This is a genomic window from Enterococcus sp. DIV0187 (genome assembly GCF_051713785.1).
Classification (GTDB): Bacteria; Bacillota; Bacilli; order Lactobacillales; family Enterococcaceae; genus Enterococcus_A; species Enterococcus_A avium.
In genome coordinates this window covers 3968741-3990722 of sequence record NZ_JBIOQO010000001.1, presented here as the reverse complement: position 1 = coordinate 3990722, position 21982 = coordinate 3968741, and the positions used below count along the sequence as shown (strand labels likewise).

The window sequence follows — 21982 nt, the reverse complement described above, 5'->3', positions numbered from 1 at the left end:
GAAAAAATCAAGCGCCCTAAAGAAAGGACGCTTTGAAAGATTCTTATTTCTTGTTTTGACGTTTCTTATTCACGACCACAAAAACAGCTCCTGCAATCAATACAAGACCTAAGACTAACCAGATTGTTGAGTCGCCTAGTGAGCCAGAAGTTTGAGGCAATGTTTTTATTGGACTCATTGGTTTTAATGGCTCAACGGGTTTATTGATAGTAATGGTTTGGCCTTTGTTGTTGAAGTCTTTCTCAGAAGCCACAACCTCATCATTGGACGTTGTTTCCTCAAAAGCAACCAATTGAATCTTATTGTCCTTACCGAATAATTGTTGAACTGCCACATCTTCAATCGTGACCGTAACCGATCCTGTTGATTCTTTTGGCGTAAATTTGATGGTTGAAGTCAACTCTTTCCCATCGATCATGACGGGTTGTTTTGTCCGTGGGTCCATCCAGATAACTTTTTGTCCATATTCCACACCAGGCGTTAAATCTTCAAACCCGACTTCATCAGTTAATGTTACTTTGCCGTCAGTAGTTACTTCTACTTCACCATTGACCAGCGCCTTTGTCCCGATCTTAGGATTTCTTACTTTCCCTGTTTGTTTCTCATTATCAATCGTCTTCTCTTCCGCAATTGGGGTGTCATTGGTTGAAAGCTGCTCATAAGCGACCAAGATTTTTCCATTCGCTGCTGACAAGTCCGCCTCAAATGGCACATCGACATAGCCTTCAAGTAGTTCAACCTCATTCAGTGCTGAGAATTCCGTTGCTTCTTCTTGCTCCTCTTCTGCTGCTGGGACTTCTGCATCCACAATTTCTTCTGCAGCCATGGGTTTAATCGTTTCTTTTGATTCATCCGAATCGTTGCTTTCTTCTTTCTCTTTTTCACTATCGGCTTCTTTTTCCGCTTCTTCTTTAGCACGGTTTTCATAGTATTCTTTTGCATTGATGGTCGAAGTCACTTCACCATCAACTCCTGCAACCACTGTAATTGATCCTGTAACGATTTCTCCATTCGGGTCTTGGAACTCTTTTTCAGTTTCACGATCCATCACAGACAAATCAAACGTATAGGTTTGACCAGAAATCAAATATTTATAGAACACACGGTCAAAGCCTTTCAATTTTTTCAATGGGTCAGTCAGTTTCGTTTCATTGTTGTTTTGATCATAGAAGAAAAACTCAGTATGAATCTCAGGAGCCACAAACTGAATCGACTCTGCTTCATTCTTCAAGTCATCATGACGAGCCACTTCTTCCCAAGCCTCGGTAGAAGGATTGTAAAATTCTAAGACATTCGTCCAAACACCTTTTTTACCATTCATGCCTGTTGCGTCAAAGTCTAAATAAACGTTCTTCACAAATACTGGTTGTTTCACTTCGAACTCATTGACTTGTTTCAATGATTCTTCACCCAACTGCTCCCCTGTCCCAAATTCGACAAAATCACTCGTCAACCGTAATTTTGCATTGGCAGGTGCTTGGTTGGCTTGAATCATGACCTCATCCTGTAATTGTTGGCCCTTCATTGGATTGACAAATTGAGCGCCATCTTGATTACTCGCTTGAGAAGTCATCCCAAAGTTTAACGTTGGGTTATTCACATTAATGGTGTTTTCACCAGACTTCACCACTAGAGAACCTTTAGAGTGTTCTGGATCAATATAATGGCCCTTAATTGTTTTCAGTTCTTCCCAATCGACCTTTGTATTGTGCTTCAAGTCATTGGTCACTTTGATCATCCCGTTTTTGTCCGTCTTCACTTTATGATCCTTGCCATAGTAATGAAGATTGAACTCCACACCTTCTAGGTTTTTCCCTTTATCGGCCTGTTTGATGAGGGTTAAGTTGGCATATCGTGGGTTACTGACATTAATAATATTGGAACCAGATTTAACGACTAGCGATCCTTTGGCATTGGCAGTGTCAATGTAATGACCAGCGATTGTGGCGGTTTCTTCCCAATCCACTTTGGTATTGTCCTTTAGCTGATTCAACACATTGATTTGACCGTTTTTATCAGTTTTCACTTTGTGTTCTTTCCCGTTATAAGTAAGTTTAAATTCAACACCCTCTAAGTTAGTGCCTGCATCATTCTTTTTATTCAACGTCAGATTGGCATATCGAGGATTTTTCACTGTAATCGTATTTGTTCCTTCTTTAATTGTGACGGTTCCTTTGGAAGCAGTATCGATATAATGGCCTGCAATGGTAGCAGTCTCCTCATAATGAAGTTCTGTTCCAACTTCATAATCAGAGGTTGTCAATTCACCTTTACTGTTGGTTTTACTCGTAGTCGTTTTTCCATTCGCAGTAAGCTTGAATTCAACGCCTTCAAGTGTCTTACCAGTGTCATCGACTTTTTTCAACAGTACTTTTCCTTTTGGTACTTCTGGTGGTGCATTATGGAAAACATAGATTTTTTCTGCAGGGGACTTTGCTTTGATATCAGAAATGATGTTTCCTCCTGGATCATAGCTATGCCAAAATTTGTTCTCACTGGAATTATTTCCCCAGAAAAAACCAATATGACAGTCGTAATTCGTCACTGATTTATCCGGTTCAAAGTAGATAATATCGCCCTTACGCATCGTGCCGCTTGCCAACATTTCAGATACCGAATTGTAGGTATCCGCATAAGTCGTTGAGCGTAACACATCACGCCAGTTATAGGCATTCGCAGCACCACCGAAACCAGAGCTGTTGTTGGTGATTCTTGAGATATCGCCACCAGCTCTACGAATGACTGTTGCCACAAATCCTGTGCAATTCATCCCAGGTCCATAGCTTGTTGGCGCACCGTTGGGACTCAAACAATACGCTTCATCAGGATTCAGATACAGCCCACGATAAGGTGTGCCCAAGTAGAAGGAATCATTTTGGTGGGCGGCCAATTCGGTAGTAATCGCATTGGTTGAAATACCAAAGAATGTAGGTAAATCTGGCGAAAGTGCTCTCGCTTTCGGAAGAAGAGCTTGTTTCCCAGGTACGCCTGCACCTGAACCATAGACACTACCATCTAGGTCAACTTTTTCTTTGTCACTATCAACTTTATTTTTAGTTTCAACAGATTGTTGTTCTGTTGGTTTTTCTAGAATTTTTGAGTTGTTTGTACTCTCTGAGGTATTCTTATCTGGCTCACTCGTTGACTCTGGCGGTGTATTTTTGGTAGAGTCTGTCGATTTTTGTTTCTCGTCACTCTTTTGCGTTTGTGTTGTTTCGATACTTTCCGCATAGGCAGTGATCGTTTGAAAAGGAATCAACTGTGTAAGCAGCGTAACAATCATAAACAATGAAAAAATAATTCGACTGATTTTTGTTTTCATAAACTTCCTCCATACTAGTTTTGTTGGTTCTTTTCCTGTTGGAATGATTTAAGGACTTCTATTTCTAATTGGATAAAAAGCAATCACCACCATTTTTAGACACAAAAATAGCCACATTCTATGAAATTGATTTCTTAGGATGTGGCTTCGTTTCGCTATTTAATTTTTTATTACTGAAAAAAAACGCTGGATCATCGAACAACTTTCAACTGACACTTTTCGACAAAATCAATTGGAATCAGCTTTTCAGCATAAGGGGAATTGATCTCATTTACACGAACCTCTCCATATGTCCAAAGGCCTTGCCAAAATTGATCTGTTACCTGCCATTGGCGCTTTTTAACATAGTTCATGAAGTACGTCCGCTCTTGGTCCACCTCTCTCAATCGTTCAACTATTTGACCAAGTATCGGATCATAAACGTTCATTTTGAAGAGTCCATCTAATCTCTCAAATGTGATGGGGCTATCTTGCTTTTTCAACTGTTCTCGTTCTTTAATGTATAGATTTCTAAACCGTTCGAAAAAGGGTTCAAACGTTAAATCTTTAAATGGATTGGTTTCAAGATAGTTGTTTAGCTTTTCTTTGTACCAATGATAAATTTCACCAAAGAATGCTTGGTATTCTTCTGTAGTCTGCAATAAATCCTGATTTCCATAATGAAAAGAGCCTGCATAGTTTATTGTTGTCATTCGTGTATTGTTCCCCTACCTCATAAAACAACCATCTGAAACATAGGTGATTTGTCCCTCCAATCGGATATCACGACCAAGCGCCTCCGTATCAATGTAATAGATTAGTTCCTTTGGTACAGTAATCAGTCCTTCATCTACCCAATAACTGCCTAACTTTTCATCTGAATCTACTTCTGGTAAAAACATAACATCTCCGGCATTTTCCAATAAGTCTTCTTCCGAATCAAACAAATCCCCAATCAATTCTTTAGCGTGGTCACGAACTTCACTTGGCAATTCTAAATATTGTTCATAAAGTTCATTCAAATGATCCAAACTATCGTATTGACCTACAATGAATGGTGTCTCAGAATCTAAAATAATCGTTTCTTCTTCGGAGTCATTTAATCCTAGCTTGTTTACAATTTCTGAATACTCCACTGGCAAATCAAACCAACCGCCTTGAATGGTTCCACCGACATACCTTGAGAGATTAGCAATATAAATTTGTGCGTGCATCAAGCTCCCCCTTAATCTAAATAACTTCATTTTTTATTAGTAAGACTGATCCTTGATAAAAGATCTCTTTACCGTGTTTTCCAAGATCAACCAGTTCTTCTTGAATACGATCCTCGGTCAGTCCACCTTGTGTTCCTTCACAATTGGCATTTCTTAATGCCTCTTGTACTTCTAACAACGACAATTTTTCGTAACACACTTTCTGATGATAAATCTCTGTTACGCAGTTCGAATAAACGACCATTGGTTTTACACCAACTTTTACCGCTACTAACGCCTGCATTGGTAGACTGAATAAATAAAACTCAATCAAACGTAAATCACTAGGAGCCACTTGCCAATACAAATTTTCCAATTCAAGTTCGTGATTTTTTCGTACTTCCAACAGACGGGCAATTTCTTGCCACGCTGGATCACCTTGGTGTTCTCCTCGTTTTAGCTTTCGCTGAATCAAATCTCTGGAATAATTGAACGTGCTTAATTCCTTGATTTGTTCATCAATCATCGTTAATTGTTTCTTTCGGTATTTGATACCCGAATAAACACAATCCTTCTTATCCTCCAATCAAATCACCCCCTGACGATTGAAACCAAGTGAGATAGTTTTCCTTGTCTTCACTCAATTCCACATTTTCAATGGTGGCATTGACGAAATCACGTCCCGACAATTCATCCACTATTTTTAACAGCTTTAACGTAGGAGCGACTTGTGTTTCAAACCAGCGCTCCGCTCGTTCAATGGAAAACTTCTCTGCTTTCATCGAAAAATTTAACTCTCTCACTGTCCGAAACATTTTGGCCCAACGCTCGTTGACAATCTTTGATTCGGAATCCAATAGATCATAGACGGTTAATTTGTCATTGATTAGTCCAGCACCAATCTCACCAAGATTCGTTCCTGTGATAAATCGCTCAATGACATTCATGGCTTTTTCTGCCGCACACCGCAACTCATACCGATTGTAAATGCCATAGTTCAATAAAGCCTCTTCCACTGATATCCGTTCACGATTCGCTATTTCATAGCGCTTCTCATAGAAGTTGAAGAATAATGGAGACTTTCTTGACCCAAAATAAAGGGATAGCCCTTTGTTTCTAGCCATCCCTGATTCGGTATAATATCCGCCATAATTTTCAAATAATTTAAAGCTGTCTTCGATCAGTCCTTTGTGTTCCTTCTCCAAAATAGAGAATAAATCAAAATACTCTTCATCTTCACGCAGCCACATTTCATCAATGGCAATATCGATTCGGCTGCATTGCACACGATCATAACAGCTTTCCAACCTTCCCTGTTTTTGCCAAAGCTGCAATAAATATTCCTGCCAATCTGTTTGTCGTTCCTTCAAGACAAGTTCGTATTCTCGACAACCTTGACCTGAAAATTGGACCAGCACATTTTTTGTTGTTTCCTTCGTATGCCAAAAAACCCAAATATTTCCACGAACAGAAACTTGGTCAAACATATAGAGTCCTGTTGAGCGAGTCTCAAATTCTAATTCATTCATCCCTAATACGGATTGAATCACGTCTTTTGGATCAGCCTCGAAAAAGGACAAACGCAAATAGTCAATCATCACTCGCATCTCTATGCCGTGTTTCATGTATACACGAAAATAATCATCCAGCCTTTGTTTCACTTCTGCAGGTATTGGACGTTTTCCTTGTTCCATTTTTTTGTAATAGGATAAAGAGATCGCCAATATCTGGGCAAATTTACGTTGTGAGACGGGTTTTACTTTTCCTGTTTGTTCATTGGATAACCCAAATTTGTAGCGATACTTTCGTAAGTCTTTAGGCTCCAATTGTTCCACACCTTTGATAAATAACGAAACCGCATTTTTCAGAGTGACTGAAAAAGGTATTCAAACCCTTGATAGGACTTGGTTTTCATTTTTGTGTCCCTTCAAAACCATCAAAAAGGACACAAAACGTCATCTTCGATGAGCCTTGTCCTAGCAATCTTTCTGACACTTTTTTCTTTTCGTTATTTTAATTCTACCCCCCCTATTAGATACTGGGGGGGAACGGATGAGGGCAGGCTGGCGCCTGCCCTCATCCATCCACGCACACTCATGGCGTGTGCGTTTGCCCTTGACATAAGCGGCTGGCGCCGCTGTCAGTGCAAACGCCACGCTCGATTGAGTGCATGGCTATGCTGGGCATAGTTTCCCACCAGTATCTAGGTTGGTTAGTAGTTGGTTAAAAAATATTTCGTTCCATGGTTAATCGTTCATCGAGTTCTTCCGGTGACAAGAAAGTGGCGAAAATAGCTGCAGTTAAATCCTTCTTGTCCTTATTCCTCAATAAATACAATTTTTTCAGTAGTTGAATGTCCTCTTCCTTCAATAAAATCTGAACAACAGGAATGCCATTTCGCAAAATACTCTTTCGTAAAAAATGATAGGTGGTTCGTTTTTCAACTTTTGCGATCCAAGAATATAAGGTTCGAGCAGAAAAGTTTGGATCAATTAACTTAGCAGCCGTTTTTACTCGGTAGTATTTTTCACTCACAGTCCGTCACCTCCTCGTTACAGAACAACATTAAGCTACTCTATCGTAATGTTTTCCAACTGGTTCAGTCGTTCTTGTCTTTCCTTTTGATATTCTTCTGAAATCAGCTTTCTTGTCTGCAGTTCATCTTTCTCGTTATACATGGCATTCATCATTTCCTGGTCTTTTTTCGTGATTCGCATCGCATCAAAATCAAGCTCAATCATTCGATCAAATTTAGCGAACTCCGTTAGAAAATCAAAGTCATCGGGAACAAATGGACTGTATAATTCTTGAGGAATCCCTTTACCGATATCCAGATACCCTCTACCGACACCAGATTTATTGACGAAACTTTTATTTTTGTTGTCGTCACCATAAGTCATCTTGTACCCAAGCTCAGATAATCGACCTAGTGAAACTTTTGCGAGTAGATTGTCTCGCAACCCGTTGGGTAAATTTTGAGCATCCGGCCGTTGTAAAGCAATGATCATATAGACTCCTGCCTGACGACCTTGTAAGATCAACGGCATTAATACTTTTAAGACTCTCTCTGATTCTTTATAGTCCAACGTACTATAATACGCGGCCCACTCGTCAATAATCACGACATAAGGCGGCATTTCATAGAAAGCATAGTTTTTTCCCATCGTATAGTTTTGATGTTCACGCATATACTTATAGCGCTTGATCATCATTTCATAACTATCTTCAAGCAAACGAAAAATCTCTTCTTTCTCCATGACGACATGTCCTTTGAATGCAGGCAATTCAGCAAGTACACCTAAATCGGATCGCTTTGGATCAGCAATTTTCACCGTGCCGATTTCCATAAATGTCTTGATCAACGTATAAATAAAATACGTTTTGCCTCCGCCAATACCTCCGCTTATAAGCAGATTAGGCATTTTATCATAGTCCCAAAAGACATCTTTCATCAGCTCGATTGATCCATCTTTCGCTTTGACTTCTCGAATAGACATCCGGCGATCCTTTGTATCCAGCAACAATTTATACGTAACAAACATGGGTACTCGATCTACTTCAACTAAATCTCCAAGGAAAAGCTCTTCTAGCACTGATCCCATCAATAAAAATTCCTTGTGGTGTTTTCCACCCAATTTAAAGGTGAAACAATCCAATGAATTCTTTCTTCGATAATAAACATTGGGCGTTTGAATCACTTCTTGTGAGCCATTTTCCGTCTTTTTCTTTTTCATATCCACCAAACTATTTTCTACCAAATATTTTAGCAACCATTGGCATCGTTGAAGTCGGCTAAAGTAGCCACCTTTTAATTTGGATTGTTTAATAACAGATAGAGCAATGCAGATATTTGTAAGTACAAGAATCAAACCAAGCAAGCCAAAAAATATGAATTGTTGTTGGTATTGTTGGTTTCCATTGATAAAACCACCGATTTCTGTCTGATTTGCCCAACATAACCCAACAACAATAGCAATGGATGGAAAAGAAAAAAGGAAGGTGTACCCAATATCTAGGTATTGATAATACAGTTGAATCCTCTTTCCTTTGTAGAAAAACATACCTTTCAAAGAATCACCTTCCCTTTCTACCTTTCTACCTCTCTCTATTTATTTTTTCTTTTTATCCCTTGCATCTGGTTGAGTCGGACTTGCTAATTCTTTTTGATCCGTCACTTTCTTCAATCCATCCGCATAAATATCTAACTCATAATACTCACGATTGCCATCTTGAGCAGCGATATACGTCAAGTGAAATTCTGGATTGATTAATTCAACCGCCTCACGCCATTTAAATTGGTCGATTTCAGCAGTTGGTGGAAATGTTACACGACTGGAAAGCTTTCTTTTATCGCCAAAGACTAGTTCCGCTCTTTTTTTAGTAATTTCCCCTGTGCTTTGACGAGTTTCTTCATCAAATCCTAAAACGGGTTCTTCTAATGAACTAAATCGAATCGCACCTAAACTGTAAATATCTAAAGCTGCAGTAATGTTGTTATTGTCTTTAAATTTTAAAACCATATCTACACACCTTCCTTAACAGTTAAACCAGATAAATAAAGAGAAAAGTCTAAATAGCCATTGACCGAATTGACCGTTCGACCATCATCATTGGTTTCACGACTCGTAATCCGTACTTTATCCGGTACTAAGTACGCTTCTTCAAATTCAACCTCAACTTCCCCTTCTGGCAAAACAGCAGAAGCGCTTCGGTCAACGACGATTGGCAAGGCACCATGTTTTTCCGAATCGCCGTAAAACTTCACATAACTTCCAAGAACACCATTTACTTCTTTTGGAGCTTCTTTAAATTGTGTTCCTAGAATGAAGATTCTACCGACCCATTCTTTTTTTACTTTAATTTTTTTTAACTTCAAATTCTTTTCCTCTTTTCTTTTGTATTGACCTAAATTAATTTTCCAAACAAAAAAGAGAATCAGCTTTTAACTAATTCTCTTTCATCTTTATTCACATTTGCAGTCAGTTCTTAAACCTCTATGATTCTAAAATTCTTGTTATAGAAAAAGTCAGTTAAATTTTTGTCAGATAGATATCTTTGCCAACTTTTTTCCAGTATTTTTCTCAAAAAAATCCATTTTATCCTGTTTTAACAAGTGTTAAACTGTACTTTTATTCCCCAATAATCCCTATATCACAATACTTGATAAACCATATTGTCACCATCCAACATTAGTTAAACATCAAAATCCCTGACTCTTAATCAGCGGGTCGCGGGTTCGAGCCCCTCACGGCCCATTGGGTGCCAAACCCACGTCATCGGTACATTCTTGGCGTCTTCGGACGTTTCGAAAAGAATGTGCGCGGTGGCATTTTTTGTTTTTTTGGATAAATTTTTAGATAGTAATTTATTTTTCATTAAGATAAACGTCAAAAGAGTGTTTCATCACTCTAAGCTTAAACCGTCTTTAAAAGTTAGGCAAAAGCTAACTTTTTAGAGATGGTTATTTCATGTTTTAAAAACTCCCACTATCATAATCTCAGGCTTGATGCTTTAAAAAAACACATTGCTTCTTAAAGGATTTCATACATTAAAAAGAGCTGTAACGAACTTTTGGTTATTTCTCAAATTTGGATATGAGTAGAAAAAAATGAGGCACATTTAATCTTGTTTTTAGCAAGAATCTAATGTGTCTCCATTTTTTTACTTTCTATTTTATTTAAACTGCTATGGCTTTTTCATTTTTTAAATGCTGCAATTTCTTCTTATAATAGGCGACTTCATCTTCAGAAGAATAGATAAAGTGACCCGGTGCGATTTCTCGCAATGAACGTGCTTTTCCATCATTTGGCTCTGTCTGATACTTGATTCGGCGACGCTGGCGCTCGTGGTCGGGATCAGGCATTGGAATCGCCGACAGTAAGCTTTCTGTATACGGATGCACACCGTAATGGTAAATTTCACTGCTAGTTCCGACTTCTAACAGATGGCCATTATTCATGACACCGATACGATCACTGATATGCTTTACCATTGACAAATCATGAGCGATAAATAAGTAGGTCAAATTATGTTCTTTCTGCAAATCTTGTAATAAATTTACTACTTGTGCTTGAATTGAAACGTCCAACGCCGAGATTGGTTCATCACAAATAATAAAACGAGGACGAACTGCTAATGCACGGGCAATCCCAATCCGTTGCCGTTGACCACCGGAAAACTCATGTGGATATCGAGTGCCATGACTTGGGTTCAATCCGACTGTTTCCAGCAAATCATTCACAAGCTTGTCCCGTTCTTTTGGTGTTTTAGCTATTCCATTAACATCAATACCTTCAGCAATAATATCTTTGACTTTCATTCGCGGATTTAAAGAGGCATAAGGATCTTGAAAAATCATTTGCACATCACGACGAAACTCCGTCAGTGCATTCTTTCCGTGAATTTTAGTCACATCTTTGCCATCGAAAAGTATTTCTCCATCTGTTTTTTGGTTTAAACGGATAATTGTTCGGCCGGTAGTGGACTTTCCGCTACCGGATTCTCCTACTAAACCAAACGTTTCTCCTTCGTTAATATGGAAGCTAACATCGTTAACGGCACGGACTTCGTTTTTACTGCCAGTATTGAAATATTGTTTTAAATTTTTTACTTCTAATAATCGTTTTTCCATCATAGTCCTCCGTTTTCTATACGCGATTTAAGCAGAATACTGATTTTGTTTTTTACGAAAAATATCCCAACGTCGTTGAATTTCGGCTGGTGGTGCAATTACTGGTGCCTGTGGTGCTAACAACCAAGTCGCAGCCTTGTGGGTGTCAGATAATTCAAAAAATGGCGGTTCCAGCTCTGCATCGATTTTCAAAGCAAACTCATTTCGCGGATAAAAGGCATCGCCCTTTGGCGGATCTAATAGGTCTGGAGGCGAGCCGGGAATTGCGTACAGACGATCGTTCTCGCTTTCTAGCGTCGGCATAGATCCAAGCAATCCCCAGGTATATGGATGTTGCGGATTATAAAAGATTTCTTCAGCGGTTCCAACTTCTACAATTTTCCCCGCATACATTACAGCCACGCGATCTGCAACATTCGCCACGACACCAAGATCATGGGTAATAAAAATAATCGACGTTTCAATTTTTTCTTGAATTTCTTTTAATAATTCTAAAATTTGCGCTTGGATCGTTACATCTAAAGCAGTCGTTGGCTCGTCAGCAATCAAAATTTCTGGATTACAGATTAACGCAATCGCAATTACAATCCGTTGACGTTGCCCACCTGAAAATTGATGAGGATAGTTTTTCAAGCGTTTTTCCGCATCTGGTATCCCTACTAGATTCAACAAATCTAACGCCGCTTTTAAGCTTTCCTTCTTCGATACATTTTTGTGTTTTCGCAACGATTCTGCTACTTGCTTGCCAATTGTCATCGTAGGATCAAGGGAGGTCATGGGGTCTTGAAAGATCATTGCAATCTCACGGCCACGGATCTTTTGCATTTCCTTTTCTGATTTATTAACGATGTCTTGACCTTTGAAAAGAATCTGTCCTTCATCAATATTGGCATTGCTGGAAAGCAGGCGCATGATCGTACGAGTTGTAACAGATTTCCCGCTGCCTGATTCCCCTACAATTGCCAGAGTTTCTCCTTTGTTCAAATCAAAATCCACACCGCGAATCGCTCGAACCTTTCCGGCATAGGTGTCGAACGAAATGTTCAAATTATTTACTTCTAAAATTTTCTCCATAATATCGTCACTCTTTCATTTTCGGATCGAATGCGTCACGTAGACCATCGGCTAATAAATTGAAACAAATCATGATCAGCGAGATAGTTACCGCTGGAATCCATAGTAAGTATGGCAAGTACAAGAATGTTTTGTATCCATCGTTCAATAGAGTACCTAATGAAGCTGCTGGCGGTGTCAATCCTAACCCAATAAAACTTAGAAAGGCTTCGAAGAAAATCGCAGTCGGAATACTGAACATCATTTGAATAATAATCACACTGGAGATGTTCGGAATAATATGCTTGAAGGCGATCTTCCATTTTGATTCACCTAAAGTCATTCCCGCTAAAACATATTCCTGATCTTTCAGCTTAAGGGTTTGGGCTCGGACAATCCGTGCCATCGGTATCCAGTTGGTGATCGCCATTGCAGCCACGATCGAGAATATTCCTGGTTCAAAAACAACCAGCATCAAGATCATAACCACCAAGTTTGGGATTCCCGAAAGAATCTCTAAAAAACGTTGCATCGCGTTATCGACTTTGCCGCCTAGCATTCCGGAAATTAATCCGTAAGCGACGCCGATTGTTATATCAAAAAGGGCTGCGATAAAGGCGATCAACAATGAAATCCGTGTCCCCATGAACAAACGGCTTAGCACATCACGACCCAACCCGTCTGTTCCTAATAGATAATTTACGTTATCTGGAACATCTGCTTGCGCGTATTTATCGACTAATTCACCAGCAACCATGGTTTTCCCATTTAGACCATTGATATTTAATCCAGGTACTCGTGGCGGCAAATTAATAAAATCCACATTCTGCTTGCTTGGATTGTGAGGCGAGACAAAAATTGTTAGGATCGAAATCGCGATGATTACGATCAAAAGCACCATTGAAATGACTGCCGCTTTATTTTTCTTCAGACGACGCCAAGAATCTTGTAAGAAATTCAACGAAGGGGCCGCAATCTCCTCGCGCTCCTCTTCCGTATTTTTTTGTAAGGGTTGAAATTCATCAGCAGGAATATCAACGATTGAAGGATATTTCATTTCCATTAGCTTTTGCTCCCTTCTGATAGACGAATTCGAGGATCAACCAACCCATAAAGTAGATCAACGACTAAAATGACGAAGACCAGCATGAATGAGTAAAGGATTGTTACGGCCATGATCGTTGGATAATCATTGGTCATGATTGATTTTACGAATTGCTCTCCTATTCCTGGAATGGCGAAAATGTTTTCAACCACGAGTGATCCAGTCATCAATGCGACCGCTAAGGGGCCTAATAAGGTCATTAAGGGAATCAGGCTATTTCGTAATCCATGCCTGAAAGCAATTTCCCATCGGCTCAATCCTTTCGCCCGTGCCAGTTCAACGTAATCGCTGTGAAGCACCTCCACCATCTCGGTTCGGATGAAACGAGCCGAATCGGCCAGCGGCGACATAGCTAACGCCAGAGTTGGCAAGATCGTATAAGCAAATCCTTCCCATTTGGCAATCGGTAAAACTTGCAATTTCATTGCGAAAATATATTGAAGTAAAACAGCGAATACAAAGTTAGGGATCGAACGTCCTAAGATCGCCACTAAAGTTGAAGCAGTATCGGCCCATGAATTTTGCTTCATTGCTGAGATTGTGCCTAAGATGATTCCAACAAAGGTACCAAATACGATTGCCTGCAAACCTAATTGCAATGATGGACCGATTCGACCAGCTAACAATGCAGCAACGGCTTGATTTTTAAATTGGAAGGAAATTCCAAAGTTTCCTTGTACAAGGTTTGATAGGTAAATCCCGTATTGAACGATCACTGGTTTATCTAAACCAACTTGCTTATTCAGCATTGCAATAGTTTCAGGACTTAAGCGTTCTTGATTGGTATAAGGTGTCCCTGGTAATAATTGCATCAAGAAGAATGTGATGGTAGCAATCAACCATAGAGTAATCAACATAAAAAAGACACGCTTTAAAAAATATTTCAAATAACTGCCCATGAGGTGCCTCCTAAAATAAGTCTGATGTTCCGTTCTTATATTTTGACTTCTACTTTTATTATGGTTTAGAGTAGAAAGACATTGTGAATAACTGTTTTCTGATTCACATTTGCTATTAACTATTGGAGTGTATGTATGAAAAATAAATTATTTCCCATTGGAATCGGCGGAGGTCTGTTGGTGATCATCACGATCTACTCGATCTTGAAAGGATCACTTACTTTTTTAACCTTATCTAACCGATTTTTCTTAATTGGACTACCATTTCTAATTATTGGTACCTTGTTTTGGATTTTTTCTTCAGGCTTCTTTGACCACTTTCAGCATTCGATGCATCAAGCCTTCAGTAGAAAACAAAAGAAAAAATCAGAATTCCAAGCCCTTTCGCAAGTTGGACAGGGGCGTTATTCTTTTTGGTTGATCATTGCAGCTATTTTAATTTTAGCTTCGATCATCTGCGCATCATTGACATTGATTTAAAAGGAAGTTGGAACGTTACTCGTTCCAACTTCTCTTTATTTATCATCGACGCTTCAGAATTATTATTAAAACAAGCTTGAAACGCCTCTTTTACGCTAAGACTATTCTTCAACATACGTCCATTTATAGTCCCATGAAGCACCGGCAGGATGATGAACGATCCCTTTGACTTTCTCATTAACTAAATGAGCTTCAGATAGTTGGTACAGTGGTGCGACACCTGATTCTTTCGAAATGATCTCATTGGCTTTTTGCAGATCTTCCCATCGAGCTTCTTCGTCACTAGCATCCTTATTGCCTGAAGCATCAACTAATTTGTCATACTCTTCATTGCTCCAACGTCCGCGGTTATATGAGTTTCCTGTTACAAACAAATCAGTGAAACTTGATGGATCAGCATAGTCAGCTCCCCAACCACCAAGTAAGACATCAAAGTCTCCAGCATTTGATCGATCTAATCGAACAGAAAATGGCACTGGGGTTGGTTTCACGGTCATTCCTGGCAACGTGTCTTCCAGAACACCTTGAATATACTCAATAACTTTTTTAGATGAATCTGTATCAGAAGCCATCAGCTCAAAGGACAATTTATCGATGCCTAATTCTTTTTTTGCTTTATCCCAATATTCTTTGGCTTTTTCTTTATCATAAGGTGCTAATTTCCCGGCTTCCTTAGCAAAATCTTCGTCAGTCTTAGGATTTTTTGACATACCTGATGGCACTAATCCAGTTGATACGACTGAGCCGTCACCTAATACTTGATTCACTAAAGATTTACGATTGATGGCATACGAAACAGCTTTACGTAAGTTTTCGTTTTTCCATGGTGAATCTGCTTTCCGTTGATTGTATTCAAGATAGCTTGTTCGTGCTTCTTTAAACGATTTATAGGCGGAATCATTGGCATTTTGTTGTGCCAATTCGCCAGATAAGATGACATCATCCGCCTCGCCATCTTTAAATAGATTCAATGAAGTAGAGGATTCTTTTACAACATTAACTTTTACACTAGATAATTTGACTTCGTCTTTATCCCAGTAAGTATCATTTTTCTTGTATTCCCATTCTGTATCAGTACCAGGTCCGTCAAATCCTTCTAACGTGAATGGACCATTGTAAACAGATTTGTCACTCTTAGTCGCGTATTCTTTCCCATTTTCTTCCACGACCTTCTGGTTTTGGGGGAAGAATGATGGAAAAGCTAACAAGTAATCAAAATATGGTGTTGGTTTTGCTAATTTGATTTCTAACTCATAATCACTTACAGCTTTAATTCCTAATTCCTCTGGAGCTTTTTTACCAGCAGAGATATCGGCTGCATTTTCAACAGGTTCAAAAAGATACGCATATTCTGAAGCGGTTTCTGGCTTAACGGTACGCTGCCAGCCAAAAACATAATCTTTAGCTGTAACTGGGTCGCCATTAGACCATTGGGCATCTTCTCTTAATTTGACAGTATAGGTCTTGCCGTCATCACTGACTTTCACTTTCTCACTTGCGCCAGCTGGTTGTGGCTTGTTGTCTTTATCTAAACGGTAGATTCCTTCATAAACATTATTTAGTGCAGCAAAACTGATTGTATCTGTTGCGACTGACAGATCGGCTGTCGGCATTTCCTGTTGGACCACTAAGTTAAATGTTCCGTTTCCCTTAGCTTTCGCACTCGAACTGCTCTCATCAGTCGTTGCGCTATTGCCTCCATAACAACCCGCCAATGCGAGCCCGCAAATCGCGATAATACCATATGCAAATTTGTTCCTCATATCTTTTTCCCCTTTTGATTCAATTTTCAGAATAATTATGAAGTTCTGAATATGAAGAGTAGTTTAATCATTTGTTTTTAATAAATCAAACCATATGCTCCGAATGTTCTAATATTTTTTGCTTTTTCGCAAATTATTCCTAATAAATCTTGTAAAATCGGCAATTCTTCTAAAGATTTTTTTTCAAACTAAAATTATTTTGCTATTTTCTGTTCTACTCTTGCATAGTGACATAAGCATGATAGATAATTAAATATTCATTTACAGAAAAAATTCTTTCTAATTATCTAAGGAATTTATTTTCATCCAACAACGTTTCATCAGCGTATAATTTTATTAGAAAATATTCTAATCTTTTTTTCATAATCGTATTGACAATTCTTTTCTTTTTTTATACGATGAATACAACAATTTTTAAAAAATTCTGACAATAACGGGTGGTTGCCATGATAAAATCAATTAAGTCTTTCAACGCAACTTTATTATTATAGCTGGGACTTTCTGAAAATCATTTCATAAAGTCCCTATTCGCATTGCATCGGAAAAGAAAGTGGTTCTTTTCCGATGGAGTGCTTTTTTTATACCCGTTTTTGATTTAAGGAGGAGTAAAAATGAGAAAAATTCAATTTTTTGACACCACATTAAGAGATGGTGAACAGACACCGGGAGTAAATTTTAATACGAAAGAAAAAGTTCAGATCGCCCTTCAATTAGAAAAATGGGGCGTTGATGTTATTGAGGCTGGGTTCCCGATCGCTTCGCCTGGTGATTTTGAAGCAGTGCAAAGTATTGCGCGTCAGGTAAAGAATATGACGGTAACAGGATTAGCGCGTTGTCAAAAAAAAGATATTGCTCGTGCCTACGAAGCCTTAAAGGACGCCGTTGATCCGCAGATTCACGTGTTCTTGGCAACAAGCGATGTCCACATGCAGTACAAATTAAAAATGACTCGAGAGGAAGTTCTTGCTTCTATTAAAGAGCATGTCAGTTATGCACGCAGTTTATTTGAAAAAGTTCAGTTTTCGCCTGAAGATGCCTCTCGAACAGAAAAAGATTTCCTATTAGAAGCAGTACAAACGGCCATTGATGCTGGAGCTACTATCATTAATGTCCCTGACACAGTCGGATATTCAAACCCGACGGAATATGGCGCGATTTTTAAATCACTGATCGAAAATATTCAAAGTGAACAAGAAATCTCCTTTTCTTCCCATTGTCACGACGATCTAGGAATGGCTACCGCAAACGCACTAGCTGCCATCGAAAATGGCGCGAACCGCGTTGAAGGTGCGATTAACGGAATCGGCGAACGTGCGGGCAACACCGCGTTGGAAGAAGTTGCCTTGGCACTAGCAATTCGCAAAGACTTTTATCAATGCGAATCGAATATTGTATTAAATGAAACGAAAAGAACGAGTGAGCTAGTTTCACGCCTTTCTGGTATTCCGGTTCCCAAAAATAAAGCGATCGTCGGCGATAATGCCTATGCGCATGAATCTGGTATTCACCAAGACGGTGTGCTGAAAAATCCAGAGACTTACGAGATCATTACCCCTACTTTAGTAGGCGTCAATCAAAATTCTCTTCCGCTTGGAAAATTATCGGGGCGCCATGCTTTTAACGCAAAATTGGAAGAGTTGGGCTATCAATTAAACGATACGGATAGCAAGGAAGCTTTTAAACGCTTTAAGGCGTTAGCCGATAAAAAGAAACAAATCACTGACAAGGATCTAGTTGCCCTACTGGCGGACCAATACCGAGAAGAAACTGAGAAATACAAGCTGGTGGATGTTCAGGTTCAATACAGTTCAAATGGCTATCAAGGTGCGATTGTATCTATTATTAATGAAGAAAACGAAACGCAAGTAGCTTCTCAGATTGGTTCCGGAAGTATTCAAGCGATCTACAATACTATCGATGAATTACTCCAGCAAGATCCTGAACTAACTGAATATGAAATTCAAGCATTGACTGGCGGAGAAGACGCTCAAGCTGAAGTCCGTGTGACTCTGCGAGATAAGAAAAGCAACGATGAATTTCGCGGAATCGGCGTTGATTTCGATGTCCTTCATGCATCGGCCAAAGCTTACGTTCAAGCCAGTAATCATTTAAAACAAAATGGCTAGTCAAATAAACTGAAACCTAAGAATGGATTACTTAGATACACATTTTTGAAAAATGAATACCTTAATATGAGATAGGATGCTAGTCCAACTTTTCGCAGAGCTCTTGGCACGCGGGCTTAGCATCAATAAAGCAGTTGATTCTTTTTCGTCTCGTTTAGTTGGATAGTATACGTGGCGATGATCAGATTCATTTTTCGCTTTTGGAAAAATGAATACTTTTATATGAGATAAGATGCTAGTCCAACTTTTCACAGTTCTTTTTGTACGCGGGATTAATATTAATGAAGCAGTTAATTCTTTTTCGTCATATTTAGTTGGATAGTATACGTGACGATAGTCAGACTCATTTTTCGTTTTCGAAAAATGAATACTTTTATATGAGATAGGAGCAGATACATGAATAGTAAAATTGTTGTTTTAGCCGGAGACGGTATTGGACCAGAAATTATGGACAGTGGGCTGCAGGTACTAGCAGCTGTCGAAAAGAAATGCGCGCATACATTTGAACTTGAAGAACTTCCTTTTGGGGGTGCAGGAATTGATGAAGCTGGTGCTTCTCTTCCAGAAAAAACACTCACTACTTGTCAGGCGGCTGACGCGATTCTTTTGGGAGCAATCGGCGGTCCGAAATGGGAAAAAATGCAGGATACTCCAGAAAAAGGTTTACTCGCATTGAGAAAGTCTTTGAACTTATTCGCGAACATTCGGCCAGTTTCAGTTTCCTCAGCCCTGCTCCATCTGTCGCCTTTAAAACCAGAGATTCTTGAAGGCACTGATTTGATTATTGTACGAGAATTGAGTAGCGGTATTTATTTTGGTGAACCTCGAGAATTGACCGATACGATGGCTTACGATACAGCTCGTTACCACAAAGTGGAAATCGAACGTATTCTTCATTCAGCCTTTAAAATTGCTCAAGGACGAGATAAAAAAGTGACCTCAGTCGATAAAGCAAATGTTCTCGCTTCTAGCAAATTATGGCGATCGACTGCGGAAGAAGTCGCAAAAGAATATCCAGATTGTCAACTAGAGCATCAATATGTTGATTCGGCAACAATGAAACTGATTCAAAATCCTAAAGCATTTGATGTAATCGTAACGGAAAATCTTTTCGGCGACATTTTGAGCGATGAAGCTTCTGTACTACCAGGCTCATTGGGTGTGCTGCCAAGTGCAAGTCACAGCGATAGCGGACCTTCTCTGTACGAACCGATCCACGGTTCGGCTCCAGATATCGCGGGAAAAGGAATCGCAAATCCAATCTCAATGATTTTGTCAGTGGCGATGATGCTACGACAATCATTCCAAGAAGAACAAGCGGCCAAAGCAATTGAAAAGTCCTGTGATACAGTTCTATCTAAAGGGCTCTTTACTCATGACTTGGGTGGACAAGCAACGACAGCCGAATTTACCGACGCGGTGATTCAAGAATTGGAGGAAGCATAATTATGGGAAAAACACTATTTGATAAACTGTGGGATCGTCACGTCGTTCATGGCGAAGAAGGCTCCCCGCAATTGCTTTACATTGATTTGCATTTGATTCATGAAGTCACCTCCCCTCAAGCTTTTGCGGGAATTCGTGAAGCAGGTCGAACATTGCGTCATCCTGAGCGGACGTTTGCGACGATGGATCATAATACACCGACTGTCGATATTTTTAATTTCACTGACCTAGTGGCAAAAAAACAAATTGATACCTTGAGAGAAAATTGCCAAGAATTTGGTGTCCAGCTTTGTGACAACGGTAGTGATCGCCAGGGGATCGTTCACATGGTCGGACCGGAAACCGGTCTGACGCAACCGGGTAAAACAATTGTTTGTGGGGATTCACACACCGCAACTCACGGTGCTTTCGGTGCACTTGCCTTCGGGATCGGCACCAGCGAGGTGGAACATGTTTTTGCAACTCAGAGTCTTTGGCAAAACAAACCGAAGAATATGGGAATTAAAATTACTGGGAAATTACCAAAAGGTGTCTATGCAAAAGATATCATCTTGGCGCTAATCGCTAAATATGGAACGGATTTCGGCGTAGGATACGGTGCGGAATTTTGTGGCGAAACGATTGAAAACCTTTCGATGGAAGAACGCATGACAATTTGCAACATGGCAATCGAAGGCGGCGCGAAAATCGGTTTGATCGCTCCAGATGAAAAGACTTTTGAGTATGTGGCTGGCCGCGAATACGCTCCGAAGAATATGGAAGCCGCGATCAATGATTGGAAAGAACTTTATACAGACGAAGATGCTCATTATGATAAAGTTCTAACGCTTGATGTCAACGAATTAGTTCCTTTCGTGACTTGGGGTACGAATCCTGAGATGGGCGTGCCGTTTGATGGCACGTTTCCGGCAGCCACATCACCGGATCTGCAAAAAGCTTATGATTACATGGATCTAAAACCTGGTCAAACACCGACTGATATTCCAATCGGCTATGTCTTTATTGGTTCTTGTACGAATGGTCGACTGTCTGACTTGCAGGAAGCGGCAAAAATCGTGGAAGGTAAGAAAGTTCATGACAATGTTACCGCCATCGTCGTTCCCGGTTCAAGACCCGTCCGTAAAGCAGCTGAAAAAATTGGATTGGACAAAGTTTTTATCGAGGCTGGTTTTGAATGGCGCGAACCTGGCTGCTCCATGTGTCTAGGGATGAACCCTGACCGAGTACCAGCTGGTGTTCATTGTGCTTCAACATCTAATCGAAATTTCCAAGGACGCCAAGGTAAAGATGCTCGCACACACCTTTGTAGTCCAGCGATGGCCGCATTGGCAGCCATTCATGGAAACTTTGTCGATAGCCGCAAGGAGGTCATCTAATGGAAAAATTTACGACTTATACAGGAAAAACTGTTCCACTAATGAATGATAACATCGATACTGACCAAATCATCCCTAAAGGCTTTTTGAAACAAGTCGATAAAGCTGGTTTTGGTAAACATCTTTTTGATGAATGGCGCTTCTTAGAAGATGGATCACCAAATCCTGCATTTATCTTAAACGCTCCTGAACGAAAAGACGCAACTATCTTAATCTCTGGAGAAAACTTTGGTTCTGGCTCTTCTCGGGAACACGCAGCTTGGGCCATTCAAGACTACGGCTTCAAAGCAGTCATTGCCGGCAGCTATAGCGATATCTTCTATATGAATGCTTTGAAAAATGGCCTGCTGCCAATTCGTATGGATCAAAGTGTCCGTGAAATTCTTAGTCAAATCCCGGCAGATCAGACAATCACGATTGATCTGCCTAAACAAGAGATTCAGACTGCTGAAGCCACCTACGCCTTTCAAATTGATCCGACCTGGAAAGAGAAATTGGCAAATGGGTTAGATGATATTAGCATTACCCTGCAGTATGAAGATGAAATCACTGCATACGAAGAAAAAATACCTACTTACGAATAAACGAAAAGAGCGTATCAAAACTTTA

Annotated in this window: 19 protein-coding genes; 5 read left to right on the top strand and 14 right to left on the bottom strand. The window is 39.7% G+C overall.

Annotation, left to right across the window (positions count from 1 at the left end):
- Positions 1 to 43: 43 nt before the first annotated feature.
- The 13 genes from IGI52_RS19370 to opp3b form a co-directional block, all read right to left on the bottom strand.
- The gene (locus IGI52_RS19370) at positions 44 to 3322 is read right to left on the bottom strand and encodes a VaFE repeat-containing surface-anchored protein (protein ID WP_438782133.1); all 3279 of its coding nucleotides are present in this window, start codon (positions 3320 to 3322) and stop codon (positions 44 to 46) included.
- 191 nt (positions 3323 to 3513) lie between these two features.
- A complete protein-coding gene (locus IGI52_RS19365) occupies positions 3514 to 4014 on the bottom strand; it encodes a hypothetical protein (protein WP_438782132.1) in 501 nt (166 codons plus the stop codon).
- A gap of 15 nt (positions 4015 to 4029) precedes the next feature.
- The gene (locus tag IGI52_RS19360; RefSeq protein WP_438782131.1) at positions 4030 to 4515 is read right to left on the bottom strand and encodes an antirestriction protein ArdA; all 486 of its coding nucleotides are present in this window, start codon (positions 4513 to 4515) and stop codon (positions 4030 to 4032) included.
- Between the two features lie 16 nt (positions 4516 to 4531).
- On the bottom strand, positions 4532 to 5080 hold the full coding sequence (locus IGI52_RS19355) for a hypothetical protein (protein ID WP_438782130.1): 549 nt from the start codon (positions 5078 to 5080) through the stop codon (positions 4532 to 4534).
- Positions 5070 to 6329 carry a replication initiation factor domain-containing protein gene (locus tag IGI52_RS19350; protein WP_438782129.1) on the bottom strand — a complete coding sequence of 420 codons (1260 nt, stop codon included), beginning with the start codon at positions 6327 to 6329 and terminating at the stop codon, positions 5070 to 5072. Before IGI52_RS19350 ends, IGI52_RS19355 begins: the two co-directional genes overlap by 11 nt.
- A gap of 388 nt (positions 6330 to 6717) precedes the next feature.
- Entirely contained in the window at positions 6718 to 7029 is a 312-nt protein-coding gene (locus IGI52_RS19345) for a hypothetical protein (protein ID WP_438782128.1), read from the bottom strand.
- A 35-nt stretch (positions 7030 to 7064) separates the two neighbouring features.
- On the bottom strand, positions 7065 to 8555 hold the full coding sequence (locus tag IGI52_RS19340) for an FtsK/SpoIIIE domain-containing protein (protein ID WP_438782271.1): 1491 nt from the start codon (positions 8553 to 8555) through the stop codon (positions 7065 to 7067).
- A 48-nt stretch (positions 8556 to 8603) separates the two neighbouring features.
- Complete coding sequence (locus IGI52_RS19335) at positions 8604 to 9014, bottom strand: DUF961 domain-containing protein (RefSeq protein WP_438782127.1); 411 nt, start codon at positions 9012 to 9014, stop codon at positions 8604 to 8606.
- A gap of 2 nt (positions 9015 to 9016) precedes the next feature.
- Entirely contained in the window at positions 9017 to 9370 is a 354-nt protein-coding gene (locus IGI52_RS19330; protein ID WP_438782126.1) for a hypothetical protein, read from the bottom strand.
- Between the two features lie 801 nt (positions 9371 to 10171).
- A complete protein-coding gene (locus IGI52_RS19325) occupies positions 10172 to 11125 on the bottom strand; it encodes an ABC transporter ATP-binding protein (RefSeq protein WP_438782125.1) in 954 nt (317 codons plus the stop codon).
- Between the two features lie 27 nt (positions 11126 to 11152).
- A complete protein-coding gene (locus IGI52_RS19320; RefSeq protein WP_102872462.1) occupies positions 11153 to 12199 on the bottom strand; it encodes an ABC transporter ATP-binding protein in 1047 nt (348 codons plus the stop codon).
- 7 nt (positions 12200 to 12206) lie between these two features.
- Complete coding sequence (gene opp3C, locus IGI52_RS19315) at positions 12207 to 13241, bottom strand: oligopeptide ABC transporter permease (protein WP_127978655.1); 1035 nt, start codon at positions 13239 to 13241, stop codon at positions 12207 to 12209.
- Positions 13241 to 14182 (bottom strand): oligopeptide ABC transporter permease, encoded by a 942-nt coding sequence (opp3b, locus tag IGI52_RS19310; protein WP_016180430.1) that lies wholly within the window; start codon positions 14180 to 14182, stop codon positions 13241 to 13243. The genes opp3C and opp3b overlap by 1 nt, the downstream gene beginning before the upstream one ends.
- Before the next feature lie 135 nt (positions 14183 to 14317).
- On the opposite strand from opp3b, the gene IGI52_RS19305 reads away from it, so the two are divergent.
- Positions 14318 to 14662, top strand: a complete 345-nt coding sequence (locus tag IGI52_RS19305; RefSeq protein ID WP_161169247.1) for a DUF3899 domain-containing protein — start codon at positions 14318 to 14320, stop codon at positions 14660 to 14662.
- Between the two features lie 101 nt (positions 14663 to 14763).
- Here IGI52_RS19305 and IGI52_RS19300 read toward each other — a convergent pair whose 3' ends face one another.
- A complete protein-coding gene (locus tag IGI52_RS19300) occupies positions 14764 to 16425 on the bottom strand; it encodes a peptide ABC transporter substrate-binding protein (RefSeq protein WP_438782124.1) in 1662 nt (553 codons plus the stop codon).
- A gap of 611 nt (positions 16426 to 17036) precedes the next feature.
- On the opposite strand from IGI52_RS19300, the gene IGI52_RS19295 reads away from it, so the two are divergent.
- The 4 genes from IGI52_RS19295 (at position 17037) to leuD (ending at position 21957) form a co-directional block, all read left to right on the top strand.
- Positions 17037 to 18551: a 2-isopropylmalate synthase gene (locus IGI52_RS19295; protein ID WP_438782123.1), complete on the top strand. Its 1515-nt coding sequence runs from the start codon at positions 17037 to 17039 to the stop codon at positions 18549 to 18551.
- Between the two features lie 396 nt (positions 18552 to 18947).
- Positions 18948 to 19997, top strand: coding sequence for a 3-isopropylmalate dehydrogenase (gene leuB, locus IGI52_RS19290; protein WP_016180426.1), 1050 nt, complete (start codon positions 18948 to 18950; stop codon positions 19995 to 19997).
- 2 nt (positions 19998 to 19999) lie between these two features.
- Entirely contained in the window at positions 20000 to 21373 is a 1374-nt protein-coding gene (gene leuC / locus IGI52_RS19285) for a 3-isopropylmalate dehydratase large subunit (RefSeq protein ID WP_016180425.1), read from the top strand.
- Positions 21373 to 21957, top strand: coding sequence for a 3-isopropylmalate dehydratase small subunit (gene leuD, locus IGI52_RS19280; protein WP_016180424.1), 585 nt, complete (start codon positions 21373 to 21375; stop codon positions 21955 to 21957). Before leuC ends, leuD begins: the two co-directional genes overlap by 1 nt.
- Positions 21958 to 21982 lie beyond the last annotated feature (25 nt).

What these genes read in the sequence shown, in the direction of transcription:
- IGI52_RS19340 (WP_438782271.1), bottom strand. Translation starts at nt 8,555, where the DNA reads ATGTTTTTCTACAAAGGAAAGAGGATTCAACTGTATTATCAATACCTA.
- IGI52_RS19370 (WP_438782133.1), bottom strand. Translation starts at nt 3,322, where the DNA reads ATGAAAACAAAAATCAGTCGAATTATTTTTTCATTGTTTATGATTGTT.
- IGI52_RS19365 (WP_438782132.1), bottom strand. Translation starts at nt 4,014, where the DNA reads ATGACAACAATAAACTATGCAGGCTCTTTTCATTATGGAAATCAGGAT.
- IGI52_RS19300 (WP_438782124.1), bottom strand. Translation starts at nt 16,425, where the DNA reads ATGAGGAACAAATTTGCATATGGTATTATCGCGATTTGCGGGCTCGCA.
- opp3b (WP_016180430.1), bottom strand. Translation starts at nt 14,182, where the DNA reads ATGGGCAGTTATTTGAAATATTTTTTAAAGCGTGTCTTTTTTATGTTG.
- IGI52_RS19295 (WP_438782123.1), top strand. Translation starts at nt 17,037, where the DNA reads ATGAGAAAAATTCAATTTTTTGACACCACATTAAGAGATGGTGAACAG.
- IGI52_RS19360 (WP_438782131.1), bottom strand. Translation starts at nt 4,515, where the DNA reads ATGCACGCACAAATTTATATTGCTAATCTCTCAAGGTATGTCGGTGGA.
- IGI52_RS19320 (WP_102872462.1), bottom strand. Translation starts at nt 12,199, where the DNA reads ATGGAGAAAATTTTAGAAGTAAATAATTTGAACATTTCGTTCGACACC.
- IGI52_RS19305 (WP_161169247.1), top strand. Translation starts at nt 14,318, where the DNA reads ATGAAAAATAAATTATTTCCCATTGGAATCGGCGGAGGTCTGTTGGTG.
- leuC (WP_016180425.1), top strand. Translation starts at nt 20,000, where the DNA reads ATGGGAAAAACACTATTTGATAAACTGTGGGATCGTCACGTCGTTCAT.
- IGI52_RS19335 (WP_438782127.1), bottom strand. Translation starts at nt 9,014, where the DNA reads ATGGTTTTAAAATTTAAAGACAATAACAACATTACTGCAGCTTTAGAT.
- leuD (WP_016180424.1), top strand. Translation starts at nt 21,373, where the DNA reads ATGGAAAAATTTACGACTTATACAGGAAAAACTGTTCCACTAATGAAT.
- opp3C (WP_127978655.1), bottom strand. Translation starts at nt 13,241, where the DNA reads ATGGAAATGAAATATCCTTCAATCGTTGATATTCCTGCTGATGAATTT.
- leuB (WP_016180426.1), top strand. Translation starts at nt 18,948, where the DNA reads ATGAATAGTAAAATTGTTGTTTTAGCCGGAGACGGTATTGGACCAGAA.
- IGI52_RS19325 (WP_438782125.1), bottom strand. Translation starts at nt 11,125, where the DNA reads ATGGAAAAACGATTATTAGAAGTAAAAAATTTAAAACAATATTTCAAT.